Source organism: Mycobacterium shunyiense, assembly GCF_058270075.1.
Window position 1 is genome coordinate 624,170 of the sequence record NZ_JBZDPU010000015.1, and the last position, 23,837, is coordinate 648,006.

At 67.9% G+C, this 23,837-nt stretch carries 18 protein-coding genes; 10 read left to right on the forward strand and 8 right to left on the reverse strand.

What is annotated here, in order from left to right; translation table 11 throughout:
• Nucleotides 1-13 precede the first annotated feature (13 nt).
• Nucleotides 14-724, forward strand: coding sequence for a crotonase/enoyl-CoA hydratase family protein (locus AC4ELH_RS17430; protein ID WP_064886353.1), 711 nt, complete (start codon nt 14-16; stop codon nt 722-724).
• Between the two features lie 74 nt (nt 725-798).
• On the opposite strand, the gene AC4ELH_RS17435 is transcribed toward AC4ELH_RS17430, so the two are convergent.
• Complete coding sequence (locus tag AC4ELH_RS17435) at nt 799-1,638, reverse strand: hypothetical protein (RefSeq protein WP_498885609.1); 840 nt, start codon at nt 1,636-1,638, stop codon at nt 799-801.
• 146 nt (nt 1,639-1,784) lie between these two features.
• Between AC4ELH_RS17435 and AC4ELH_RS17440 the strand changes: the two genes are divergently transcribed.
• Genes AC4ELH_RS17440 through recD form a run of 5 tightly spaced genes read left to right on the forward strand, consistent with a single transcriptional unit; the run spans nt 1,785 to nt 11,630 of the window.
• A complete protein-coding gene (locus AC4ELH_RS17440) occupies nt 1,785-2,261 on the forward strand; it encodes a MarR family winged helix-turn-helix transcriptional regulator (RefSeq protein ID WP_064886355.1) in 477 nt (158 codons plus the stop codon).
• Nucleotides 2,258-3,508: an MFS transporter gene (locus AC4ELH_RS17445; protein ID WP_498885611.1), complete on the forward strand. Its 1,251-nt coding sequence runs from the start codon at nt 2,258-2,260 to the stop codon at nt 3,506-3,508. The genes AC4ELH_RS17440 and AC4ELH_RS17445 overlap by 4 nt, the downstream gene beginning before the upstream one ends.
• 24 nt (nt 3,509-3,532) lie before the next feature.
• On the forward strand, nt 3,533-6,718 hold the full coding sequence (gene recC, locus AC4ELH_RS17450; RefSeq protein WP_498885613.1) for an exodeoxyribonuclease V subunit gamma: 3,186 nt from the start codon (nt 3,533-3,535) through the stop codon (nt 6,716-6,718).
• The gene (gene recB / locus AC4ELH_RS17455) at nt 6,715-9,969 is read left to right on the forward strand and encodes an exodeoxyribonuclease V subunit beta (RefSeq protein WP_448448189.1); all 3,255 of its coding nucleotides are present in this window, start codon (nt 6,715-6,717) and stop codon (nt 9,967-9,969) included. Before recC ends, recB begins: the two co-directional genes overlap by 4 nt.
• Nucleotides 9,969-11,630: an exodeoxyribonuclease V subunit alpha gene (gene recD, locus AC4ELH_RS17460; protein ID WP_498885615.1), complete on the forward strand. Its 1,662-nt coding sequence runs from the start codon at nt 9,969-9,971 to the stop codon at nt 11,628-11,630. The genes recB and recD overlap by 1 nt, the downstream gene beginning before the upstream one ends.
• 306 nt (nt 11,631-11,936) lie before the next feature.
• Here recD and AC4ELH_RS17465 read toward each other — a convergent pair whose 3' ends face one another.
• The 3 genes from AC4ELH_RS17465 to tnpB form a co-directional block, all read right to left on the reverse strand.
• Nucleotides 11,937-12,356, reverse strand: coding sequence for a hypothetical protein (locus tag AC4ELH_RS17465; protein WP_498885617.1), 420 nt, complete (start codon nt 12,354-12,356; stop codon nt 11,937-11,939).
• A 73-nt stretch (nt 12,357-12,429) separates the two neighbouring features.
• Nucleotides 12,430-14,169 (reverse strand): alpha/beta hydrolase, encoded by a 1,740-nt coding sequence (locus tag AC4ELH_RS17470; protein WP_498885619.1) that lies wholly within the window; start codon nt 14,167-14,169, stop codon nt 12,430-12,432.
• Between the two features lie 131 nt (nt 14,170-14,300).
• Nucleotides 14,301-15,761, reverse strand: a complete 1,461-nt coding sequence (gene tnpB, locus AC4ELH_RS17475) for an IS607 family element RNA-guided endonuclease TnpB (protein ID WP_498885620.1) — start codon at nt 15,759-15,761, stop codon at nt 14,301-14,303.
• Between the two features lie 305 nt (nt 15,762-16,066).
• Here tnpB and AC4ELH_RS17480 point away from each other — a divergent pair, with 305 nt between their 5' ends.
• Nucleotides 16,067-16,723, forward strand: coding sequence for a TetR/AcrR family transcriptional regulator (locus tag AC4ELH_RS17480; protein WP_498885622.1), 657 nt, complete (start codon nt 16,067-16,069; stop codon nt 16,721-16,723).
• 3 nt (nt 16,724-16,726) lie between these two features.
• Here AC4ELH_RS17480 and AC4ELH_RS17485 read toward each other — a convergent pair whose 3' ends face one another.
• The 4 genes from AC4ELH_RS17485 to AC4ELH_RS17500 all read right to left on the reverse strand — a co-directional run bounded on the left by AC4ELH_RS17485 (nt 16,727) and on the right by AC4ELH_RS17500 (nt 20,549).
• Nucleotides 16,727-18,091, reverse strand: coding sequence for a 9-bladed beta-propeller domain-containing protein (locus AC4ELH_RS17485; protein WP_498885624.1), 1,365 nt, complete (start codon nt 18,089-18,091; stop codon nt 16,727-16,729).
• Between the two features lie 2 nt (nt 18,092-18,093).
• Nucleotides 18,094-18,588 carry a hypothetical protein gene (locus AC4ELH_RS17490; protein WP_498885626.1) on the reverse strand — a complete coding sequence of 165 codons (495 nt, stop codon included), beginning with the start codon at nt 18,586-18,588 and terminating at the stop codon, nt 18,094-18,096.
• A 45-nt stretch (nt 18,589-18,633) separates the two neighbouring features.
• The gene (locus AC4ELH_RS17495; protein WP_064886363.1) at nt 18,634-19,890 is read right to left on the reverse strand and encodes a L,D-transpeptidase; all 1,257 of its coding nucleotides are present in this window, start codon (nt 19,888-19,890) and stop codon (nt 18,634-18,636) included.
• A 125-nt stretch (nt 19,891-20,015) separates the two neighbouring features.
• Nucleotides 20,016-20,549 carry an LOG family protein gene (locus AC4ELH_RS17500; RefSeq protein WP_498885629.1) on the reverse strand — a complete coding sequence of 178 codons (534 nt, stop codon included), beginning with the start codon at nt 20,547-20,549 and terminating at the stop codon, nt 20,016-20,018.
• Nucleotides 20,550-20,633: 84 nt separating this feature from the next.
• Here AC4ELH_RS17500 and AC4ELH_RS17505 point away from each other — a divergent pair, with 84 nt between their 5' ends.
• The 3 genes from AC4ELH_RS17505 (at nt 20,634) to AC4ELH_RS17515 (ending at nt 23,816) form a co-directional block, all read left to right on the forward strand.
• Nucleotides 20,634-21,587: a nitrilase-related carbon-nitrogen hydrolase gene (locus AC4ELH_RS17505; protein ID WP_498885631.1), complete on the forward strand. Its 954-nt coding sequence runs from the start codon at nt 20,634-20,636 to the stop codon at nt 21,585-21,587.
• Entirely contained in the window at nt 21,580-22,086 is a 507-nt protein-coding gene (locus tag AC4ELH_RS17510; protein WP_498885633.1) for a DUF302 domain-containing protein, read from the forward strand. The genes AC4ELH_RS17505 and AC4ELH_RS17510 overlap by 8 nt, the downstream gene beginning before the upstream one ends.
• A 95-nt stretch (nt 22,087-22,181) precedes the next feature.
• Nucleotides 22,182-23,816: a peptide chain release factor 3 gene (locus AC4ELH_RS17515; RefSeq protein WP_491837774.1), complete on the forward strand. Its 1,635-nt coding sequence runs from the start codon at nt 22,182-22,184 to the stop codon at nt 23,814-23,816.
• Nucleotides 23,817-23,837 lie beyond the last annotated feature (21 nt).

A 23,837-nucleotide genomic window follows, 5' to 3' on the forward strand; every position in this document is an offset into this window, starting at 1 on the left:
TAGCATCAGTGCGATGAGCAGCCTGGTGAGCTACGAGCTCAACGATGCCGTGGCCACGATCACGATGGACGACGGCAAGGTCAACGCACTGTCGCCTGCGATGCAGGCCGAGATCAACGCGGCGCTGGATCAGGCCGCCGCCGGCGCGGCCGCCGGCGAGGTGAAAGCCGTGGTGCTGGCGGGCAATTCGAAGGTGTTCAGCGGCGGATTCGACCTGAGCGTGTTCTCGTCGGGCGACGTGGCCGCGACCCTGGGCATGCTCGCCGGTGGTTTCGAGTTGTCGGTGCGGTGCCTGAGTTTCCCGGTGCCGGTGATCATGGCCGCCACCGGTCACGCCATCGCGATGGGCTCGTTCCTGCTGCTGTCCGGTGATCATCGGGTCGGCGCGGTGACATCACGGTGCCAGGCCAACGAGGTGAAGATCGGGATGACGCTGCCGATCGCGGCCATCGAGATCATGCGCATGCGGCTGACCCGCGCGGCCTTTCAGCGCGGGATCGCCATGGCGGCGGTGTTCACCGGTGACGCGGCGATCGCGGGCGGCTGGCTCGACGAGGTCGTCGAGGCCGACGCGGTGCTGTCCCGCGCCCAGCAGGTGGCAGCCGAGGCCGCAGCGACCCTGCACACCGGCGCGCACGTGGCCAGCAAGCTCAAGGCCCGCGCCGAGGCCCTGACCGCGATTCGCGCGGGAATCGACGGGCTGGCACAGGAATTCGCGGGCTAGCACGCTGGCGCCAGGGCCATCCGCTCACGTATGAAGCGCTGTGGCGATTCCGCGGCCGTTCTGCCGCCACAGCGCTACGCACGCGAGGCCCAAGCTTTGGCGATCCGGCCCAGAACGCTGGCCTCGCCCTCACGGGACGTGACCCGGATGACGGTCCACCCCATCTCGACCATCGCGTCGACCCGCATGATGTCTTTACGAATCTGCTCGGGATCGGAGTGATGAACGCCTTCGTATTCCAGGGCAATCCTCACCTCCGGCCAGGCCAGATCAACCTCACCGATCAGCGCGCCGTACTCGTTGCAGATCGGGTATTGCGTTTGCGGCCGCGGCCAGCCCGCGCGAATCACCAGTAGCCGCAACCATGTTTCCTGCGGCGACTCCGCCCCAGGGTCTACCAGCGCGACGATCGCGCGAGCTTGCTTGATACCTTTCCGGCCAGCGTGGCGTCCGATTGCCAGTTCGATGTCGGCCACGTTCAAGCGGGTGGCACTCGCCAGTGCGTCGATCGCAGCGACAGCCGTGCCTTCGGGGAACTTGCAGGCCAGATCAACCGCGGTGCGGACCGGCGTGGTGAGGCGGATATCGCCGATCGAACAGATCTCGTCGTCATCGATCGTGTCTGCCCAGGTGACAATTCCTCGGGTCGGCCTGCGATTGTTGTTGTCGATGACGTAGGCCGGCAGGCTCGCGTCGATCCAACGAGCTCCATGAAACGCCGACGCGGAGTATCCGGCCAGGACTCCGTGGCCCCGTGACCGCAACCAGCAGGCCCGTGCGCGTAGTAGCGCGGTCGGTCTGGCGTCCCTAGCGACGTAGATGTCGCGATGGATGGCTCTGAATCGGGTTCGCAGTTCATGCCGCGTCAATGCTCCCGAGGCCAGCGCTTGACTTCCGACGAATGGATCCCCCATGGGCGGAGTCTGCCGAGCCCTACCGACAGCTCACGTATGAAGCGCTGCGGCGATTTTCCGGCCCACTTCCCACCACAGCGCTACACACGCGGAGCCGCTCGCCAACCTGCGCCGACCGCTCATCGACATTCGCTCCAAATATATCTATGTGCTATGCACATATAGTGCCCCGCTACAACCAACTCGATGAGCTTCTGGTGCGCATCCACATCGTCCGGCAGCGCCCCGGTTGGCGGCGCCGGCTGATCGACGCGTCGGGCAGCGTGCCGTCCTTGTCGACACTGCGGGTGCTCCGTGCCGTCGAACAGCGGGAGAAGGCCGGGCAGAGCGCCTCGGTCGGCGAGGTCGCCGAATACATGGCCGTCGAGCACTCCACCGCCAGCCGCACCGTCGCCAATGTCGTCACCGCGGGCCTGCTCACCAAGACCCAAGACGCCGACGATCAGCGCCGCTGCGTCCTCACGCTCACCGAAGACGGCCGCAAGGCCCTGGCCGACGTCACCGAACGGCGCCGCGAGATGGTCGCCGAAACCGTGGCCGAATGGTCCGAGTCCGACGTCGACAAACTCGTCGACCTGTTAGAGCAGCTGGTCACCGATTTCGAGCGGGGAGTGAGCTCGTGACAGCCCAGACCACTGCCCGCCCGCAGCCGCGCGGCGCCCTGCGGCTGATGTTCGACCCGGTTTTCGGTGCCCTGTTCTGGGGCAAGATGTTCTCGGTCGTCGCGGTGTGGACGCACGGCATCGTCGCGGCCATCGTGATCTTCGACGCCACCGGCTCCGCGGTGATGGTGGGCATGGTCGGCGTCGCACAGTTCCTGCCGCAACTCATCCTGAGCCCGACCAGCGGCAAGTGGGCCGACATCGGCGACCCGGCCCGTCAGATCCTGTGGGGCCGGGTGTTGTGCATCATCGGCTCGGGCTCGACCGCACTCTGGCTGGCGCTGGACCCCGACCTGCAGGGCACCGCCGCGGCGATACCGGTGCTCGTGGGCTCCACCATGGTCGGCTTCGGGTTCGTCATCGGCGGCCCGGCCATGCAGTCGGTGGTGCCGAGCCTGATCCGCGACGGCGAGCTTGCGACGGCCATGGCGCTCAACAGCATTCCGATGACCATCGGCCGGATCTTGGGCCCGGCCATCGGTGCCTTCCTGGCCGCGCGGCTCGGTGCGGCGCCCGGCTTCGCGATCAGCGCGGGGCTGCACCTGGTGTTCGCCATCTTCCTGCTGCTGGTCACCTTCCCGGCCCGGCCGGAACGGAGCCCGCACGGCGACTATCGGGTGCGCGCGGCACTGGCGTACGTCTGGCGGGACCGCCCGCTGCTGCTGGCACTGCTGGCCGTGACGACGGTCGGGTTCGCCTCGGATCCGTCGATCACCCTCACCCCGTCGATGGCCGAGGATCTCGGCGGCAGCGCCCATCTGGTGGGTGCGCTCTCGGCGGCGTTCGGCGTCGGCGCAGCGCTCGGCATGGTCGTGCTGGCGTCGATGCGCGGACGGCTGGCTGCGGCCCGGGTTTCGGCAATCGGGCTGTGGCTGCTGGTGGCCGGCTGTGGGCTGCTCGCCGCGGGCACGGTCACGGCCTTGGCGCTGGCCGGTTTCGCGGTCGCAGGGCTAGGCTTCGGTTGGGCGATGACGGGCCTGAGCACCGTCGTGCAGGAGCGGGCCCCCGAGCAACTGCGGGGCCGCATCATGGCCCTGTGGCTCGTCGGTTTCCTCGGGTCGCGCCCGTTCGCGGCGGCGTTGTTGGGTGGCGCGGCCGACGTGTTCAGCGTGCGGGTGGCATTCGTCATCGCGGGTGCCATCACACTGGTCGTCGCGCTCGCGGCCCGACCCGCCACCCTGTCCGCACCAAACGCGGCAACACTCTGACCGGGTCTCCTATCGTGTCTCTCGATGGGACTGCATCTGCACCGGGCCGAGCGCACCGATCTGCTCGCCGACGGGCTGGCAGATCTGCTGTCGCACCCCCCGACTGACCCGTTCGCCCAGGAGCTGGTGCTGGTCCCGGCGAAGGGCGTGGAGCGCTGGCTGAGTCAGCGGCTGTCGAACCGGCTGGGGATCTGCGCGGCGGTCGAGTTCCGCAACCCGCGTTCGCTGATCGCCGAGCTGACGGGAACGGCCGAGGACGATCCGTGGTCGGCCGACGCGATGGCCTGGCCGCTGCTGGCGGTCATCGACGACAATCTGGATCAGCCGTGGTGTGAGCCGGTGGCCACTCACCTCGGTCACTTCGAGACCGGCGACGAGTACGAGCTGCGTCAGGGCCGACGCTATGCGGTGGCCCGACGGTTGGCCGGCCTGTTCGCCTCGTATGCGCGGCAGCGCCCGCAACTGCTGGTCGATTGGGCGGAATTGCCCGACGACCTGTCCTGGCAGGCCCCGCTGTGGCAGGCACTCACCGAGCGCATCGATGCCGCGCCCCCGCACATCCGGCACGCGGAAACCCTTGCCCGGCTCACCGATTCGCCCAGTGACCTCCCGGAACGACTTTCCCTGTTCGGGCACACCCGGTTGCCCGTCACCGAGATCGAGTTGCTCACCGCGCTGGCCACCCATCACGATCTGCACCTGTGGCTGCCGCATCCCAGCGACGACCTCTGGCAGTCGCTGACCGCGCACACGGGCCCGCTCCCCCGCCGCGAGGACACCAGTCACCGCGATGTGGGCCACCCGCTGCTCGCCACCCTCGGCCGCGACCTGCGGGAACTGCAGCGTGGGCTGCCGATCCCGGACACCGACGAATATCTCAGGGGCACAGGGTATCCCGATGCCGTGTTGGGTTGGCTGCAGTCCGATATCGCCGCCAACGCGGTCCGGCCGGCCGGGCGGGTGCCGCGGCTGAAGGACCGCTCGATTCAGGTGCACAGCTGTCACGGCCCGGCCCGGCAGATCGAGGTGCTGCGCGAGGTGCTGCTGGGCCTGCTCGCCGACGACCCGACGCTGGAGCCGCGCGACATCCTGGTGATGTGCCCCGACATCGAGACCTATGCACCGTTGATCACGGCCGGGTTCGGGCTGGGCGATGTGGTGCGCGGCGCGCATCCGGCACACAAGCTGCGGGTGCGGTTGGCCGATCGTGCTCTGGTGCAGACGAATCCGCTGCTGTCGGTGGCGGCCTCCGTGCTGACCCTGGCCGGTGGGCGGGCCACCGCGAGCGAGGTGCTGAACCTGGCCGAGTCACCGCCGGTGCGCGCCCGGTTCGGATTCACCGACGACGATCTGGAGGCCATCACCGCCTGGGTCCGTGAGGCCAACATCCGGTGGGGTTTCGATCAGGAGCACCGCAGCCCCTACGGCGTCGAGTTCCTCCACAACACCTGGCGTTTCGGGATCGACCGGGTGCTGGCCGGGGTGGCGATGTCCGACGATTCGCGCGCCTGGCTGGGCACCACGCTGCCGCTCGACGACGTCAGCAGCAATCGGGTCGAGCTGGCGGGCCGATTCGCCGATTTTGTCGACAAACTCAGTAAAGCTGTCCGTGATCTCAGCGGGGTCCGCCCCCTCGACGAGTGGTTGTCGGCGCTGGGAACCGGGATCGAGGAGCTGGCCTACTCCGACGAGGAGTGGCCCGCGACCCAGGTGCAGCGTGAGTTCGCCGAGATCGGCGAGGCCGCCGGTGCGGGCGAGACACCGATGCGGCTCAGTGATCTTCGTGCGCTGCTGGATCGCCATCTGGCCGGGCGGCCGACGCGGGCCAACTTCCGCACCGGCACCCTGACCGTGTGCACCATGGTGCCGATGCGCTCGGTGCCACACCGCGTGGTGTGCCTGGTCGGATTGGACGACGGGGTGTTTCCGCGCCTGGGTGCGGTCGACGGGGACGACGTGCTGGCCCGCGACCCGCGCACGGGTGAGCGCGACATCCGCTCGGAGGACCGCCAGCTACTGCTCGACGCGATCGGGGCGGCCACGCAGACGCTCGTGGTCACCTATACCGGCGCCAACGAATACTCCGGTCAGGCCCGGCCTCCTGCGGTGCCGCTGGCCGAGTTGCTCGACACGCTCAGGGTGACCGCAGAGCAGCCCGTGGAGGTGGTGACCACTCATCCGTTGCAGCCCTTCGACATTCGCAATGTCACCCCCGGCGCACTGTTGCCCGACGGGCCGTTCACCTTCGACCCCACCGCGCTCACCGCCGCGCAGGCCAGCGCGGGGCAGCGGGCCGACCGGCCGGCGTTCTTCGCCCACCAACTGCCCCCGCGGCCCACCGAGGATGTCGCGCTGGAAGATCTCGTCACGTTCTTCAAGGATCCGGTGAAGGGCTTCTTCCGGGCCCTGGAGTACACCCTGCCCTGGGATGTGGACGGGGTGTCGGATGTGATGCCGGTGGACATCGACGCCCTGGAGGAATGGACCGTCGGCGATCGCATGCTCGGCGACATCATGGGTGGCATGACCCCGGCCGATGCCCAGCAGGCAGAGTGGCGGCGCGGCACCCTGCCGCCCGGTCAGCTGGGCTGGCGCCGCGCGATCGCACTGCGTGATCGGTGTGCTCTGCTGGCCACCGATGCCCTGCGGTACCGCGACGCCGACCCGCAGGCCTATGACGTCGACATCGACCTGGGCACCGGGCGCCGGATCACCGGTACGGTCTCGCCGGTGTTCGGCGAGAGGCTGGTGTCGGTGACGTATTCCAAGCTCGACGGCAAGCATCTGCTGCAGTCCTGGATTCCGTTGCTGGCGTTGGCCGCCGGGCATCCCGACCGGGCCTGGTCGGCCGTGTGCATCGGGCGGCCGCGGCGCGGCGACACCCCGCGCATCGAAGGGTTGGGCCGTCCGGACAATCCGGTCGAGCTGCTGGCCGATCTGGTTGCCATCTATGACGCGGGCCGCCGGGAGCCCTTACCCCTGCCCATCAAGACCTCCTATGCGTGGGCGGCGGCCCGCCACGCCGGGGACGACCCGGAGCGTGAGGCCGGGTTCCGCTGGCGCAGCGGCAAATTCCCCGGTGAGGACGAGGCACCCGCTCATGTGCGCGCCTGGGGCCGGAGTGCGCCGTTGAGCCGCCTGGTGGGGCTGGGCGAGTACTCCGAGCGGTTGTGGCTGCCGCTCCTGCAGGCCGAGAGGTCCACCCGGTGAACGTCTTCGACCTGCTCGGCCCGCTGCCGCAGACCAACAGCACCACGGTGCTGGAGGCCAGTGCGGGAACCGGAAAGACCTTCGCGCTGGCCGGGCTGGTGACCCGCCTGGTAGCCGAGGGTGCGGCCACGCTGGATCAGATGCTGCTCATCACCTTCGGCCGGGCGGCCAGTCAGGAGTTGCGGGAGCGGGTGCGGGCCCAGATCGTCGGCGCCCTGGCAGCGCTGGAGGACCCGTCACGCGCCGACAACGATCTGCTGCAGTATCTGGTCGCCGAGGACCAACAGGCCCGCGGGCAGCGGCTGCGCGACGCGCTGGCGGGTTTCGATGCCGCCACCATCGCGACCACGCACCAGTTCTGCCAGATCGTCCTGAAATCCCTCGGTGTGGCCGGGGACAGCGATTCGGGCGTGACCCTGGTCGAGAGTCTTGACGAGCTGGTGTGCGAGATCACCGACGATCTGTATCTCGCCCACTTCGGCGCTCAGCGGGATACCCCGGAACTCGGGTATGCCGAGGCGCTGCGGCTGGCCCGGGTGGTGGTGGCCAATCCGGCGACCGAACTGCGCCCGCTGGATCCCGAACCGGAGTCCCCGGCGGGCATTCGGGTGGCGTTCGCGCGGGCGGTGCTGGCGGAGTTGGAGATTCGTAAGCGCCGGCGCGGCGTGCTGGGTTACGACGATCTGCTGACCCGGTTGGCCGGGGCGTTGACCGCAGAGAACTCCGCAGCCAGGGTGCGGATGGCCCAGCGCTGGCCGATCGTGATGGTCGACGAGTTCCAGGACACCGACCCGGTGCAGTGGCAGGTGATCGAGCGGGCGTTCTCCGGGCGGTCCACCCTGATCTTGATCGGTGACCCCAAGCAGGCGATCTACGCGTTCCGCGGCGGCGACATCGACACCTATCTGCGGGCCGCGGCGACTGCGGGCGACAAGCAGACGCTGGGCACCAACTGGCGCAGCGACAGCGTGCTGGTCGACCGGCTACAGGCAGTGCTGCGCGGTGCCGAACTCGGCGGGCCGGACATCGTGGTGCATGACGTACAGGCACACCATCAGGGGCACCGGCTGGCCGGGGCGCCGTACAACGATCCCTTCCGGCTTCGGGTGGTGACGCGGAACCGCACGGGTACCAAGGTGATTCCGATCGCCGACCTGCGCCGCCACATCGGTAGGGATCTGGCCGCCGACATCGGCACGTTGCTGAACAGCGATGCCACCTTCTGCGACAGGCCGCTGCAGGCGGGTGACATCGCGGTGATCGTCGAGACCCACAAGGACGCCCGCGCCTGCCACACCGCACTGCTCGACGCCGGTATCCCCGCGGTCTACACCGGCGATTCGGACGTGTTCAACTCCGAGGCAGCCGAGGACTGGCTGTATCTGCTGGAGGCATTCGATCAGCCGCACCGACCCGGGCTGGTGCGGGCCGCGGCCGCCACGATGTTCTTCGGAGAGACCGCGGAAACCCTTGCCGCGGGCGGTGATGCGTTGACCGACCGGGTCGCCGACACGCTGCGCACCTGGGCCGGCCATGCCCGCGAGCGGGGCGTCGCGGCGATCTTCGAGGCCGCGCAGCTGGCGGGCATGGGCAGGCGGGTGCTGTCCTGGCAGGGCGGGGAACGGCTGATGACCGACCTGGCCCACATGACCCAGTTGCTCGGCGACACCGCCCACCGCGAGGGCTTCGGGCTGGCCGCGCTGCGGGACTGGCTGCGGACCCAACGCGGCGAGGGCGGCGGCGCCTCCGAGCGCAACCGCCGCCTGGACAGTGACGCGGCCGCGGTGCAGATCATGACGGTGTGGGTGAGCAAGGGCCTGCAGTTCCCGATCGTGTACCTGCCGTTCGCATTCAATCGGTATGTGCCGGAACCGGATCTGATCCTGTTCCATGACGAGGGGGTGCGTTGTCTGCAGATCGGCGGTCCCGACCCGGCGGTGACCCGCGCGGGCCGGGCCGAGGCCGCTGCTGACGACAGCCGGCTGACCTATGTGGCGATGACGCGGGCCCAGTCGCAGGTGGTGGCCTGGTGGGCACCGTCGAATGACGAGCCGAACGGTGGCCTGTCGCGGCTGCTGCGCGGGCGCGCCCCCGGGCAGGCTGCGGTGCCCGACCGGTGCGCACCGGCCAGGGTCTCCGATGACGATGCACTGGCCCGGCTGCGGGCCTGGGAGGCCGCGGGGGGTCCGGTGTTGGAGGAGTCGGTGATCGGCGCGATCATTCCGGTACCGGTCCATGCGATACCAGATGATCTGGCGGCGCGGCATTTTCACCGCTCCATCGACACGGCGTGGCGGCGGACGTCGTATTCGGGGTTGCTGCGGGCGGCCGAGGATGGCGAACACGCCGGGGTGTCCAGTGAGCCCGAGGTTGTCGAGCTCGACGACGAGTCGACCGATATCACCGTCGTGGCCCCCGCCCAGGGCGCCGACGTGCCCTCGCCCATGGCCGCACTGCCGACGGGAGCCGCGTTCGGCTCGCTCGTGCACGCGGTGTTGGAGACCGCCGACCCGCTGGCGGTGGATCTGAGGGCCGAGCTGCACACCGAGGTGCGACGGCACGCGGCCCGCTGGCCGGTCGAGGTGGAGGCCGACGAGCTGGCCGCCGCCCTGCTGCCGATGCACGGCACCCCGCTGGGACCGTTGGCGCCGGGGATGACGCTGCGCCAGATCGGGTTGGCGGACCGGTTGTGCGAGTTGGACTTCGAGTTCCCGATGGCCGGTGGCGATCTGCGCGGCGGCGAGTACGCGCGGTTGGCCGAAATCGGGGCCCTGCTCGACGAGCATCTGCCTGCCGACGATCCCCTGGCCGTCTATGCCGAGCGGTTGTCGACCGGGCTGCTGGGCCGCCAGCCGTTGCGCGGCTACCTGTCCGGTTCGGTGGATGTGGTGCTGCGGATCGGTCAGCGTTTCGTGATCGTCGACTACAAGACCAACTGGCTGGGCACCGGTGACGCGCCACTCACCGCCGCCGATTATGGGCGGGACCGGATGGTCGAGGCCATGCTGCACTCGGACTATCCGTTGCAGGCGTTGCTGTACAGCGTTGTGCTGCACCGGTTCCTGAGGTGGCGACTGCCCGGCTACGACCCGGCCACACATCTGGGTGGGGTGCTGTATCTGTTCGTGCGCGGGATGTGCGGGGCGCAGACGCCCGTGGTCGACGGACACCCGGCCGGAGTGTTCAGCTGGGAACCGCCCGCCAAGTTGGTCATCGCGATGTCGGAGCTACTGGACGAGGGAGCCCGGTGATGTTGGACGCGTTCGCCGAGATCCTGGAACCCGCCGACGTGCAGGTGGCCCGACGGTTGAGCACACTGGCGGAGGAAACCGATCCGCGGGTCGAACTCGCTCTGGCCCTGGCGGTCCGGGCGCTGCGCGGCGGCTCGGTGTGCGTGGACCTGCGGTCCGTGGCCGAGCAGACCCAGCTGCCCGATCTGCCGTGGCCACCGGTTGACGAGTGGCTTGCGGCCGTGGCGGACAGCCCGCTGCTGGGTACTCCCCCGGTGCTGCGGTTGTTCGGGGATCTGCTGTATCTCGACCGGTACTGGTTGGAGGAGCAGCAGGTGTGCGACGACGTGCTGGGCCTGGTCGCCACCAAGCCGGGTGGCCTGGCGCCCGACGTGGCGCGGTTGTTCCCACCGGGTTTCGAGGAGCAGCGGGCCGCGGCGAAAGTGGCGTTGTCGCAGGGACTGACGGTGCTCACAGGCGGGCCGGGTACCGGCAAGACGACCACAGTAGCGCGGTTGTTGGCGCTGTTGGCCGAACAGGCCGCGCTGGCCGGCCGGCCGTCGCTGCGGATCGCGCTGGCCGCGCCCACCGGTAAGGCCGCGGCCCGGTTGCAGGAGGCGGTCCAGCTCGAGGTGAACCGGCTCGATGCAGTGGACCGCGAGCGGATTTCGGGCCTGCAGGCCACCACGCTGCACCGGCTGTTGGGGTCGCGCCCGGACACGTCGTCACGGTTCCGCCATCACCGGGCAAATCGGTTGCCGCACGACGTGATCGTCGTCGACGAGACGTCGATGGTGTCGCTGACCATGATGGCCCGGTTGTTGGAGGCGGTCCGACCGCAAACCCGGCTGCTGCTGGTCGGTGACCCCGATCAGCTCGCCTCGGTGGAAGCCGGGGCGGTGTTGGCCGATCTGGTCGACGGGCTGGGATCGCGTGGGGTCGCGGCGCTGCAAACCTCGCACCGGTTCGGTGAGTCGATCGGTGCGCTGGCCACAGCAATCCGGGCCGGTGACGCCTCCGGCGCCGTCGAGGTGCTGGCGGCCGGCGGCGAGCACGTCGAGTGGGTGTCCGCGGACACGCGTGAACGGCTGCGGGAAGTGCTTGTGCCACATGCACTTGCCCTGCGCCAGGCGGCGATCCTCGGGGACGACGGTGCGGCACTGGAGATTCTCGACGAGCATCGGCTGTTGTGCGCGCACCGGCACGGCCCGTTCGGTGTCACGCAGTGGAACCGCCAGGTGCAGCGGTGGCTCGCCGAGGCGACGGGAGAACCCACCTGGGCGTCGTGGTACGTGGGGCGCCCAATCCTGGTGACGGCCAATGATTATGGGCTCAAGCTCTACAACGGCGACACCGGTGTCACCGTGGCCACCCCGGACGGGCTGCGCGCCGTGGTCGGTGGGACTGTCGGCGGGTCAGCGTCATTCGCCACCGGCCGGCTCACCGAGGTGGAGACCATGCACGCCATGACGATCCACAAGTCCCAGGGCAGCCAGGCCGACGAGGTGACCGTGCTGCTACCGCCGGAGGACTCCCGGCTGTTGACCAGGGAGTTGTTCTATACCGCCGTAACCCGGGCCAAGACGCGAGTGCGCGTGGTGGGTTCCGAAGCGGAGATCCGCGCGGCTATCGCCCGGCAGGCAGTCCGTGCGACCGGCCTGCGAAAGCGACTGAAGCTCTAAACGGCACGCCCGGCGAAAAATGCGCCGGAAATGAGACCGATCACGAGTGCGAGGGTGGGAAGACCCATGGCCACTGCCACTACGACGCCGGCGACGCAACCGATGCCGAGCACCAGCAGAAGTACACCAACAAATGCTCCAAACATGGAACGCCCTTTCCTATGACAGCGATCACAATGTACATCGCCCGTGGGCTGAATCACATACAGATGACGCACCAATTTGGTTAACGATTTCGCGGCAAAATGTATAGCTGAGCTTGGTATATGCCTTGTTCAGCGCACCTCAGCGAATTCGGCGGCGACGCTACCCCGCACCCGACACGCTCAGCGCCCAGAACGCCAGCAGGTTGAGGGCCACCAGGCTCAGCAACGAGGTCGCGAACGCGCGTCCCCACCAGCGTCTGGGTGCCGCGAACGGCAACACCAGTGCCCAGAAGAGGCTCACGGGCACCGCAAGCAAAACGCCGAAAACGATGCCGTAGCCGTGCGGATCAGTGGCCGGGTTCGTGTCGAAGGCCGAACTCAGCACTCCGTAGACGATCAACGCCCAGAACGCGACGGCGCAACCGCCGATGACCGCTGCGAAGCACCGGACGGTCAGCACGACTTGGGATTGCTGACCCCCGGGCGGGGGCGGGGGAAGGTAGGCCTGGGGCGCGTACATCTGGGGTCCGTACCGGTCGACCCACTCGTGCGGGTATTCCTCTGGCGGTGTCTCCTCCACAGCACCCCCTGGCCTTGGCGTCTTCACCAGGATAAAGGCGCAACCGCGGCGCGGCAGGCACCGATTTCTGCTGTCAGACCGCCACCGGCACCGACTGTCCGGCCAACGGTTCGTACACGGCGTACGGGAACAGAGCATCCAGGATCGGACCTACCAACCCGTCCCACGGCGTCGCGTGCACCGGCTCGGTCGAGGTGAACGGCAGCACCACCGCGGTCGCCGTGCCCGACGCGGTGGGAATCTCGATGCTCTCCTGCGGTGCGCCGTGCACGCCGTCGTCGGTGCCGTGGTACATGTCGTTGATCCAGCCGGCCGAAATCACCTTGACCGCATCGACATTCTGCGGCTGCGAGAATCCGGCGACGAGGTATTCGGCGAATTGCAGGATCGGGTTGGCGCCCTGCAGTCCGTCGATGTGCCGCCCGCCGACCAGCATCACGCCGTTGAACGCGCCGGGACGGGCGGTCTGCAGTTCCTGGCCCACCGTCCCGTTGCGATTCCACACGTAGGGTTCGGACGAAATGAGCAGCACGGGGCGGTAATTGGCGCCCGTCAGCTGGTCGAGCGCCTCGGGCATGTCCTCGTGGGTGTCCACCGCGTCGAGCAGGACGACGCCGGCCAGGTCGTCGACGGCACCGTTGTCGACCATGCGTCCGGCGGCACCGGTGACCAGCATTCCCCCCAGGGAATGGCCGACCAGGACGAACTCGGACGGCAGCGTGACGGGGTGGCCGGCCGCGGCACTGGCGCTCGCGGTCAGCTCGGGCCGGTCCTCGGCGAACAGGTCGGCCACGGACTGCTGCATCGGTTCGCCGCCGATCCATTCTGCGTTCGGGTCGAACAGGTTTGACGAGAGCGTGGGCACGACGACGATGCTGTTGGTTTCCTCCGCCAGGTAGGCCGCGGTGTAGCTGTACATCGGGCCGGTGGCCATGAATCCGTGCTGTAGGTAGATGACGCCGGTGGCGGATTCCGGGTCTTCGGGGAAGTACCAGTCAGCGCAGACGGTCTGGTTGGTGCCCGGCATGTCCAACGTCGAGGAGCGGACGGTGACATTGCTGCCCGGCGGGAGTACCGGCGGGCCCGAGAACACCTGCAGCGCAGCGCCGACCACGTTGAACACCAGCGAGCCGACGATGTTGACCAGCGGCGGCGCGGGCCGCGACGCGGTGACCGGGGTGGCCATGGCGGCGACGGGCTTGACGATCTGGCGGTCTTGGGCCGCAACCGGGTTCGTGACCCGATCGGCGATATCCGCGAGCAGGGCACGGCTCTGGGTCGTGACGCGGTCGACGACTGTGCCGACGGCTTCGACGGGCGGCGCCTTCGCATCGGCCGGTCGGGTGATGGCTTCGACCGCGTCGGCGATGTCGGGCACCTTGCCGGCCATGACGGTGCCGACGGCAACGGACTCGGCGCGCTTCGCCACCTCACGCTGAGTCGTCGCTTTGGGGCGTGGAAGCGATTGTGTAGTCCGCAGGTTCGGCTTCCGGTCGGCAAGATCGCTCAGCGCGGTGCGCGCGCGATCGGTGAGGTCATCGATCAGGCCGCGCGCCTCGGGACGTGTCGTCGCAACCCTCGGCGCGGAGAGTTTCGGGCGCTTCTCCGTGCGCGGACCGCGCGGGGAATCCGGGCCGCGCTGCTTCTTCGCCGGTCCAGAGTCATTGGCGGACTGCGTGGTTGACTTCTCCCGGCCGGGATCGGCGTGGGCCGTCACGGTCGTTCCCGCGATAAGCCCCATCCACAGGGCGACCAGCAGCACGCCCCATCCGATCACCGCGACTGTATGAAGTGTCCGCCCCCGTGTGGTCACGCAGGCACGCTAACCGCCGTCGTCGACCCTTCGCAGGAAAATACACAAATCAGTGCAATCGTTCCTTTAATGGCCGCGTCCGGCATACTGAAACCGTTGCCTTTTGGTGAGTGAATGTGAGTGCTCGTACATCAGGCAGCCTCGCCTTGTGGCGAGGCGGTCCCCGTCTGATCCACCGGTTGGTGGTGCGGGGTTGACGCTTCATCGCCTGCTGCCTGACCCGCTGGCGCGGGTTCGGACTCACGCATGGCTCCACGTCCGGACACCGGGCCACTCCCGGCAGAACCCTGTTCACCCGCATGAGCGGGTTCGCCGAGTCGGGCGAGGTTGATCGCGGCATTGAGATCACGATCGATGCTCACACCGCACCCGTCACACTCGAAAACCCGGTCGGCCAGGGTGAGGTTTGACTTTCGCCTCCCACACGCCGAACACGTCTTCGACGACGGATAAAACCGATCGGCAGCCACCAACTCACTGCCATACCACCGACACTTGTAATCCAACATGCGCCGAACGTGCGCTAGGGCGGCATCAGCCAACGCCCGATTCAGGCCCCGTTTGCGGGTCCCACCTTTGGCGCGCATGCCGGCAGTATTCAATGTCTCGACAACGACCACTTGATGTTGTTGAGCCAGGGTGGTGGTGGCCTTGTGCAGCACATCGCGGCGCACCGCAGCCGCGTGTGCATGCGCCGCACCGATCCGGGCCTGGGTGGCCCGCCACCGCTTCGACGGCTGCCTCATCGACCGGCTCGTCGGGTCGTATGGACCGATCTGGCGGGCGGCGCGGCGCTGCAGCCTCCGCAACCGACGCTGCGCCGCGGTCAGGGATTTGGGTGCCGCGACCCGGGCGACCTCAACACCATCGGGGGTGGCCACCACCAACAAACCGTCGGCTCTCACCCCGACATCCACACCCACCACCGGATGCCGTGAACGCCGCGCATGGGCGGGCCGGGCCTTAGCCGTCACCACCGTCTGAAATGAGCAGTACCACCGCCCGCAACTGTCCTGATTGACGGTGGCCGACAAGATCCGCGCCGTACCGGCCTCGATCCTGCGGGCCAGTTTGCGGGTCGATTCGTGGGTGCCGATCGTGCCGACCCGAGGCAGGGTCACGTGGTGGCGATCGGGTTCGACCCGGATCGTGCCGGTGGTGAACCGTACCGAGCGTCGCGCCCGTGCCGTTTTGAAGCGGACAAACCCAATTGGTTTCCCGGCGCGTAGTCCGCGGCGGGATGTCGACCAGGCGTCCAAGCCGCGGGCCAGGCTGTCGAGACCGGTGTTGTAGGCCTCCTTGGAGTTCTCGGCCCACCACGGAGCACACCAGGTCTTGCGCTGGTTCCATATCTTGCGCAGCGCCGGCAGCGTCCAACCCAATGCCGGGGTCAACTCCTGCTCGGCGATGCCGTAACTGCGTTCGGCGGCACGCTGATCCATCACCGCCTTGACCAACGCCAGCATGTGATTGTGGGCGAACCGGGCCGCCCCGGCATGCGACGCCAGCCTGCGTGCTTGCCCCGGTGTGGGAGCCAACGCAAACCGATACGCCTGCACGGTCGAACCATCCGGAACGTCGAACCTCGCCACGACTGTCAACCCACTTCGCCGCAGTGAGCGCTCATCTCGTGCGCAAGCACATCCCGGCCAACGAGGTGGGGCCTAAGATCATGATGGTGCACCACCACACCGTCGCATACGGCTCCGACATCGAACATCGACAACGTTCCGCATCGGCGATTGCCATGCCACCCCGCCGGTAGGCTACCTGCGGATCGAAACATGCCCGCCTACTTGGGCAAGCGCACCCATCAACAGAAGTAGGGTCCGCTCACATTCGCCCACAGAAATGCCAACCGTCCCCAACCCCAAACGCCGCCGACCAGGACAGTCGATTGTCAGCACCAGAACGCCGCCCCCGGGGCCGACCTGTAGGTGGCGGCAATACCGCCGAGCAGGCGCGCGAGGTGTTGATGGACGCCGCCGAGCACCTTTTCGTCACCCGCGGATACCGGGCATCGACGATGGAGGTCATCGCCCACGAGGCCGGATATTCACGCACGGCGATCTACCGCCAGTTCACCAACCGCGACGAGCTGATCGCCGCCATGGTGCAGCGCACCACCCAGCGGCACATGGCGTCGATCATTCCCCGAATACCCGAGGATGCCGGGCCCATCTATCTGTTGGTCGAGAGTCTGGTGATCGTTGCGACCGAGCTGGTGTCGGACCCGCTGCTCAACACAATCGCCGACCAGACCCCCGAGGGCACGATCGCCTCGTTGATCGCCACCGATTCCGAACTGACCGATCTGGTGACGACCACCATCAAGGCCATGATCGCCGATGACGCCAACCAGTTCCGCGCCGGTCTGGACCCACACGACCTGGCACAGTTCATCATCGCGACCGCACTCGGCTTCCTGGTGAAGACTGTCCCCGACATCACCGATCCCGACACGGCGCGACGCTACATCGAGACCTTCGTCCTGCCGGCGATCGTGAAGAAACCACCGCCGCCACAGCAGGTGTTCCCCGCCGGATCGGGATAACCGTCACTTCGCCCGCAGTTCGATAAGTTCGGCCGGGGTTCTTGCGATGAGCGCGGTCCCGACCTGTTCCACGACGCCGCGCCCGCCGGGTACCGGCATCCGCCACATATGTTGGCAGGTGGACAAATCGGTGGCGACAATGTCATCGCCCGACCCGAAATAGAGCGTACTGAGGACGATCCGGCCATCGGACCCGACAAAGTGGGTGAAATCGACCTGGCACCGGCTGCCGGGTCTACCGGAATCCAAACTCCACTGCTGCCAGGTCTCGTCCTCCCCGCCTTCCTCGCCCTGCCGCACATACAGATCGCCGTCGATCACCCGGAACCTGGCATTGCGGTAATCGACTGCGGCGCCGGGAAACTCGATGACCTGTCGGCCGTCGCGGGAGTACACCCGGACCACCGACCGGTCGAGGACGATCGGGACGGTGGTGGCGTCCAGCAGGTTGTACCCCGTGAGCTCCTGCTGGGCCCGCAGTTCGCCGGACGCGTTGTAGAACAGCACCCCGGCTACCTTCTGCGCTTCGTATTGATAGGCGAATCCGCCGGGGTAGACGGCCGCCCGTCGCAGCGTCGTGCCCGGCGGCGGTGTCGGGGTTCGCTCGGTGCCGTCGATCACCGAGAACACCCGGTAGGTCGGATCTTCCGGCGTCGGGATCTGCGTCGCGAGGGTCAGCGGCGCGTCGTCGGCCGCGGAGAGCTCGGGTACAGCGAGCTGTCCGCTGCCCGGGACGAACCACGTGCGCTCACCGGTGGCCCCGATTCCGTAGACACCCGTGCCCGGCACGGTGGCCACCAACCGGGTCTGTCCCAGCGGGTTTCCGATCGCTTCGGCGACCGGTTCGGTGCCGTAACCCTGGATGTGCAGGTCGGTTTCGCCGGTGTGGGTGACCTGCCCCCGCGCCAGGTCGAGTACCCATACCCGGCGCGGTTGGCCGTGGGTGGTGTCCGCGTCGGTCAGGCACACCGCGGTGTGCTCGCCGTTCAAATGACAGCTTCCGTCGAACCGTACGTGCAGGCCCTCCAACAGGATGGGGTCGAACAGCCTTGTGCCGGTGCGCAGATCGACGCCGTAGACCCAGCCGCGGTACCCGTCCCCGCAGGACAGATCGCAGTCGGCAAGGAAGTAGGCCCGATCGCCGGCGCTGCCGAACGGCTTGCCGACCGGAATCTCGTCGGGCAGCCCGATGTCGGCCGCACTCACCCGCCAGCCCTTCGCCGGCTGGTTCTGCAGCGGAAAACCGATCAGCTGCGGCGTCGGCGCGGGTTCCTCAGGCCCCGCCCGTCGCACCCACCACACCGCCGCGGTCACCGCCACCACGACCACGACGGCGGCAGCCAGCGCTACAAGCAACCCCCGGCGCATCGCTAGAAGACCCAACTGCCCGACGGCTGCACAACGAAGCCGTGGTTGACGATCGGGTCGATGCAGGCGACCCCGTCATCGGTCACCGCGCAGGTGGTGTTGACGGCGGTGAGCTTGTGGCCGGGGGCCAGCCTCGGATATCCGGACGGCGGCGGACAGGCCCCCCGGCCACGGCCGAAGGACGAACCGATCCCGTCGCACGACCCTTCCATCTCGCTCTGCGGCGCCTCGGCGGGCAGGCCGACGATCGTGCCGCTGCACCCCGGGACGACGTGGTCGTTGTGGTCTGGGCGGTAGTCCCACGTGCACGTCAGGGTCGGCGTGGTGAAGCCGATTCTGGAGGCCTTCAGACCGTGCTCGATGTACGGCGCCGGATCGACCGCGGTGAACCCGTCGAGATCAGGGAAGCCGGGCGGTAGGGCGTCGGCGGTCGGTGCTGCCGCACCCGCGAGGACGATCGCTGCTCCGAAGGCCGACACCACGTATGCACGACGCACCGTCCAATGCTAAGGGCCGTCCGCGGGCCTGTTTCGCGGCAAAAGTCAGTGCAGCGCGCTGCCCTTGACCCACTCGGCCCACGGCACCGTCCAGTCGCCGTTGTTGGTCGCCTTGAGCGGGTCGCCTCCGGTGTTGCGGATCTCGACGATGTCGCCGGGCACCGAGAAGTTGTAGAACCACTCGGCGTTCTCGCCGTTGAGGTTGAGGCAGCCGTGGCTGGTGTTTTCTTTCCCCTGCGCCCATACCGTCGCGTTGAGCTGGTGCAGATAGATGCCGTCGATGCTGATGCGGGTGGCCCACGGGATCGTCGTCTTGTAGCCGAGCCGCGAATTGACGGGCAGGCCGTAGGTCGAGGAGTCCATGATCACCGGGTTGGCCTTGTCCATGACGGTGTAGATGCCGCGCGGGGTCCAGAAGCTCATCGTCGTGCCACCGATGGTCTCGGTGCCACCCATGCCCATCGAGGTCGGCATGGTGCGCACCAGCTTGCCGTTGTCATAGACCCGAACCTGCTTGTCGGTGTCGTCGGCGACGGTGACGTGCGAGGCGCCGATGGTGAAGGAGACCTTCTCGTCCTGCGCGCCGTAGAGGTCGTCGCCGAGCTTGGCGCCGTAGATGCCGGCGTCGACGGTGACCTTGGTGCCCGGGGCGTAGTACTTCTCCGGACGCCAGTGTGCGGTCTGGTCGTCGATCCAGTTCCACGAGCCGACGGCCTTGGGCTCGGTGATGACCTTCATCCGGTTCTCGGCGGTGGCCTTGTCGGTGACCGGTTCGTCGAAGCGCGCGACGATCACCATGCCGACGCCGTAGGTGGCACCGTCTTGCAATGGGGCGTAGTTGGTGCCGTTGAGGTAGACGCGGGCCTGGTAGCCGGGGGTCACGGTGGAGAACGTGGTGGTTTTACGGGTCGGCATGCCGCCGGGGCCGCGCGCGTCGACCTTGAGGGTGTAGGTGCGGCCGTAGCCGAGCGTGGTGGTGGGCTTCCACGTCCTGGCGTCGGGGGTGAGGACGCCGGGGATCTCCTTGCCGGCGTCGTTGAGCATCGTCACGCGCGCCACGGTGCCGGTGTCGGCGGTGACCATGACCCGGGCCAGCGGGTCGACCTCGGCGTCGGGCTTGGGGACGATGGTCAACCGGGCCGGCTCGGTGGGTGAGGGCTGCGGCGCACCTTGGGGTGCGGCCGCCAACGTCTGGCAGTGCTCGGCGCAGTCCGGCAGGGCCGAAACAACGACACCACCCGACACGGCCAACACAGCAAGTGCGACCGCCAGGTAGGCACGACGAACAGACGTCAACTTCACTCCAATGTGGTTCGGCGAGGGCCTGATTGATCAGGGCGTGATCAGTGTCTCAATGGTAGCCGGGCCCGCTTCAGCGCGAGCACAAGGCCCAGGGGACGTGGGCGAGTCGTGACGGTGTCGTTGCGTCAGCCGACGCCACGCTCGAGGTACTCCATCGCCGCGGCGGGTTCCTCGGCGACGAACACCAGCTCGTCCAGCGGCACGGGCAGGAACCCGTCCTGCTCCATCCGGCGCAACTGGATCATCAGGCCGTCGTAGAAGCCGGCGGTGTTCAGCAGCACCACGGGCTTGTCGTGGCGGCGGTGCTTGCGCAGTTCCAGGATCTCGGTGGCCTCGTCGAGGGTGCCGAGCCCACCGGCCATCACCACCAGCGCGTCGGAGCGCTCCAGCAGCATTGCCTTGCGTTCGGAGAGATCCGCGGTGATCACCATCTCGTCGGCGCCCGGCCTGGCCTGCTGGCGCAGGAACTCGACCGAGATTCCGACCAACCGGCCGCCGCCGTCCTGCACTCCGTCGGCCACGACCTTCATCAAACCCTTGTCGGACCCGCCCCACACCAGCGTGTGGCCGCCCTTGCCGAGCAGTTCGGCGAAGGTGCGCGCCGGTTCGGTGTAGCGCTCATCGAGGTCGGCGGCGGACAGAAATACACAAATGTTCACGTCGTGGATGACTTTCGATCTCGATCCTGGGTCTAGTTGACAATACTCAGAAATAAGCGGGTGGCGTCCTGTGCTGCCTTTGGTATGACCATCGTGACAGCCGCAGCCGTGCAGATCAGTCCCGTGCTCTACAGCCGGGAGGGCACGGTGCAGAAGGTGGTCGACAAGATCGCTGACCTCGGGCGCCGAGGGGTGCAGTTCGCCACGTTCCCCGAGACGATCTTGCCGTACTACCCGTACTTCTCGTTCCTGCAACGACCGTTCGAAATGGGTGCCGAGCAGCTGCGGCTGCTCGACCAGGCGGTGACGATCCCGTCGGCGGCGACCCATGCCATCGCCGATGCGGCCGCGGAAGCGTCCGTGGTGGTGTCGATCGGCGTCAACGAGCGCGACGGTGGCACGCTGTACAACACGCAGCTGCTCTTCGATGCCGACGGCACGCTGCTGCAGCGCCGGCGCAAGATCGCGCCCACCTATCACGAGCGAATGGTCTGGGGCCGTGGTGACGGTTCAGGCCTGCGGGCCGTCGACAGCGCCGTCGGACGCATCGGGCAGTTGGCCTGTTGGGAGCATTACAACCCGCTGGCTCGCTATGCGTTGATCGCTGACGGTGAGCAGATTCATTCGGCCATGTACCCCGGCTCGTTCGGTGGTCCGCTGTTCGCCGAGCAGACCGAAATCAGCATCCGCAACCACGCGCTCGAATCGGGCAGCTTCGTGGTCAACGCCACCGGGTGGCTCGATGCCGATCAGCAGGCGCAGATCATGGCCGATACCGGCGCGCCGATCGGCCCGATCTCCGGCGGATCATTCACCGCGATCGTGTCGCCGCTCGGCGAATTGCTCGGTGAGCCTCTGCGTTCCGGCGAGGGTGACGTGATCGCCGACCTCGACTTCAGTCTGATCGACCAACGCAAAGCGAAGATGGACGCCCGCGGGCACTACAGCCGCCCGGAACTGCTCAGTCTTGTCATCGACCGCAGCCCGACCGCGCATCTGCACGAACGGGTCGAGACGGCTGGTGATCAGCATGTCTGACCGGCAGGAGATCCCCTTTCACGGTGTGCGGTTGCGCTACGAAAGCGCCAAGAGTTTCGACGCGCTCGTCGCCGCTCTCCTCGCCGACGTCGGCAGCACCCCGGTGCCGATCGATGACGTCGCAGCGCGGCACGAAAGCTGGGAAACCTACGAACGGGCCGTGCAGTCGCTCGTCGGCCCGAGCGGGTTCATGTTGTTCGCGACGTGGAATCACGGGGGCTGGATCAGCAAGGCGGGGATCGACCGGCAGGTGCTGCGGGTGGTGATCGGCAATCCTCGGATCGCGATCACAATGCTGCGCCACGATCTGACCGCCGGCCTGTTCGCCCCGGTGGAGCTGCTGCTCACGTCGGAAGCAAACGGACGCAGCGCTCTGACCTATGTGGCGCCATCCTCACTGATGGTGATCGACGACAGTCCGGACCTGCTGGCCGCCGCGACGGTGCTCGACGACAAGCTGGCCGCCCTCGCGAGAACGGTGACGGCCGACAGCCTGTAGCGCCCAGACCCCCGGGGAACGGCCCAGAACGGTGCAGCCATCAACGCGCCCGATTACGGGTTTGCCCCCAAACCCCCATACCATCGCTAGTCGAGATGACCGAAAAAGCCCTCGAAGACGCCCCGGCGACCCCGCCCTCCAACACCGCCCAAGCTGCCAAGATCGCGGCCGAGGCCGCCCGTCGCCGCACCTTCGCGGTCATCAGCCACCCCGACGCCGGTAAGTCCACGCTCACCGAGGCGCTGGCGCTGCACGCCCGGGTGATCACCGAGGCCGGCGCGATCCACGGCAAGGCGGGCCGACGCTCCACGGTGTCCGACTGGATGGACATGGAGAAAGCCCGCGGCATCTCGATCACCTCGACGGCGCTGCAGTTCCCGTACCGCGACTGCGTCATCAACCTGCTCGACACCCCCGGGCACGCCGACTTCTCCGAGGACACCTACCGCGTGCTCACGGCCGTGGACTGTGCGGTGATGCTCATCGACGCCGCGAAGGGCCTCGAGCCGCAGACGCTGAAGCTGTTCCAGGTGTGTAAGCACCGGGGCATCCCGATCATCACGGTGATCAACAAGTGGGACCGCCCGGGCCGCCATGCGCTGGAGTTGATGGACGAGATCCACGAGCGGATCGGGCTGCGCACCACTCCCCTGACCTGGCCGGTGGGCATCGCCGGTGATTTCAAGGGTGTGATGGACCGTCGGGCGGAGAAGTTCATCCGGTTCACCCGCACCGCGGGTGGCGCCACCGCCGCCCCCGAGGAGCACATCGCCGCCGCCGACGCCCACGCCGCGGCCGGCGATGACTGGGACACCGCGGTCGAAGAGTCCGAGCTGTTGTCGATGGACGGCTCCGACTACGACCGGGAGACGTTCCTTTCCGGCGAGTCCTCCCCGGTGCTGTTCACCTCGGCCGCGTTGAACTTCGGCGTGAACCAGTTGCTCGACGTGCTGGTGGAGTTGGCCCCGGCGCCCAGCGGGTCGGTCGATGTCGACGGTGTGCGGCGGGCGGTCGATTCGCCGTTCAGCGCGTTCGTGTTCAAGGTGCAGGCCGGCATGGACAGCTCGCACCGCGATCGCATCGCATATGCGCGGGTGGTCTCGGGGACGTTCGAACGCGGCGACGTGCTCACCCATGCCGCCACCGGCAAGCCGTTCGTCACCAAGTACGCGCAGTCGGTGTTCGGCCAGCAGCGCTCGACGCTCGACGACGCCTGGCCCGGCGATGTGATCGGGTTGGCCAACGCCGCGGCGCTGCGCCCCGGCGACACCCTGTACCGCGACATCCCGGTGGTCTACCCGCCGATCCCGAGCTTCTCCCCCGAGCACTTCGCGGTCGCTCGCGGCACCGACCCGAGCAAGCACAAGCAGTTCCGCAAGGGCATCGAGCAGCTCGAGCAGGAAGGCGTCGTGCAGATCCTGCGTTCGGACAAGCGCGGCGACCAGGCGCCGGTGTTCGCCGCAGTCGGACCGATGCAGTTCGAGGTGGCCGCCCACCGGATGGCCACCGAACTCAGCGCGCCGATCGCACTGGAGAACCTGCCCTATCAGGTCGCGCGAGTTGTCTCCCCCGAAGACGCCGACTTCGTGAACCGTCAGGTGTCAGCCGAGGTGTTGACCCGCAGCGACGGGGTCATGCTCGTGCTGTTCTCGACGCCCTGGCGGCTGGAGGGTTTCCAGCGCGACAACCCCGACATCAAGCTGGGGTCGTTGGTCGCCGCTGAGGGGTAGTGCGAGACCGGCCGTCAGGTT

Excerpts from the sequence above, each read along its gene's own strand:
- AC4ELH_RS17510 (WP_498885633.1), top strand. The coding sequence starts at position 21,580 with ATGTCTGACCGGCAGGAGATCCCCTTTCACGGTGTGCGGTTGCGCTAC.
- AC4ELH_RS17430 (WP_064886353.1), top strand. The coding sequence starts at position 14 with ATGAGCAGCCTGGTGAGCTACGAGCTCAACGATGCCGTGGCCACGATC.
- recC (WP_498885613.1), top strand. The coding sequence starts at position 3,533 with ATGGGACTGCATCTGCACCGGGCCGAGCGCACCGATCTGCTCGCCGAC.
- AC4ELH_RS17515 (WP_491837774.1), top strand. The coding sequence starts at position 22,182 with ATGACCGAAAAAGCCCTCGAAGACGCCCCGGCGACCCCGCCCTCCAAC.
- AC4ELH_RS17435 (WP_498885609.1), bottom strand. The coding sequence starts at position 1,638 with ATGGGGGATCCATTCGTCGGAAGTCAAGCGCTGGCCTCGGGAGCATTG.
- AC4ELH_RS17505 (WP_498885631.1), top strand. The coding sequence starts at position 20,634 with ATGACCATCGTGACAGCCGCAGCCGTGCAGATCAGTCCCGTGCTCTAC.
- AC4ELH_RS17440 (WP_064886355.1), top strand. The coding sequence starts at position 1,785 with ATGTGCTATGCACATATAGTGCCCCGCTACAACCAACTCGATGAGCTT.
- AC4ELH_RS17485 (WP_498885624.1), bottom strand. The coding sequence starts at position 18,091 with ATGCGCCGGGGGTTGCTTGTAGCGCTGGCTGCCGCCGTCGTGGTCGTG.
- recD (WP_498885615.1), top strand. The coding sequence starts at position 9,969 with ATGTTGGACGCGTTCGCCGAGATCCTGGAACCCGCCGACGTGCAGGTG.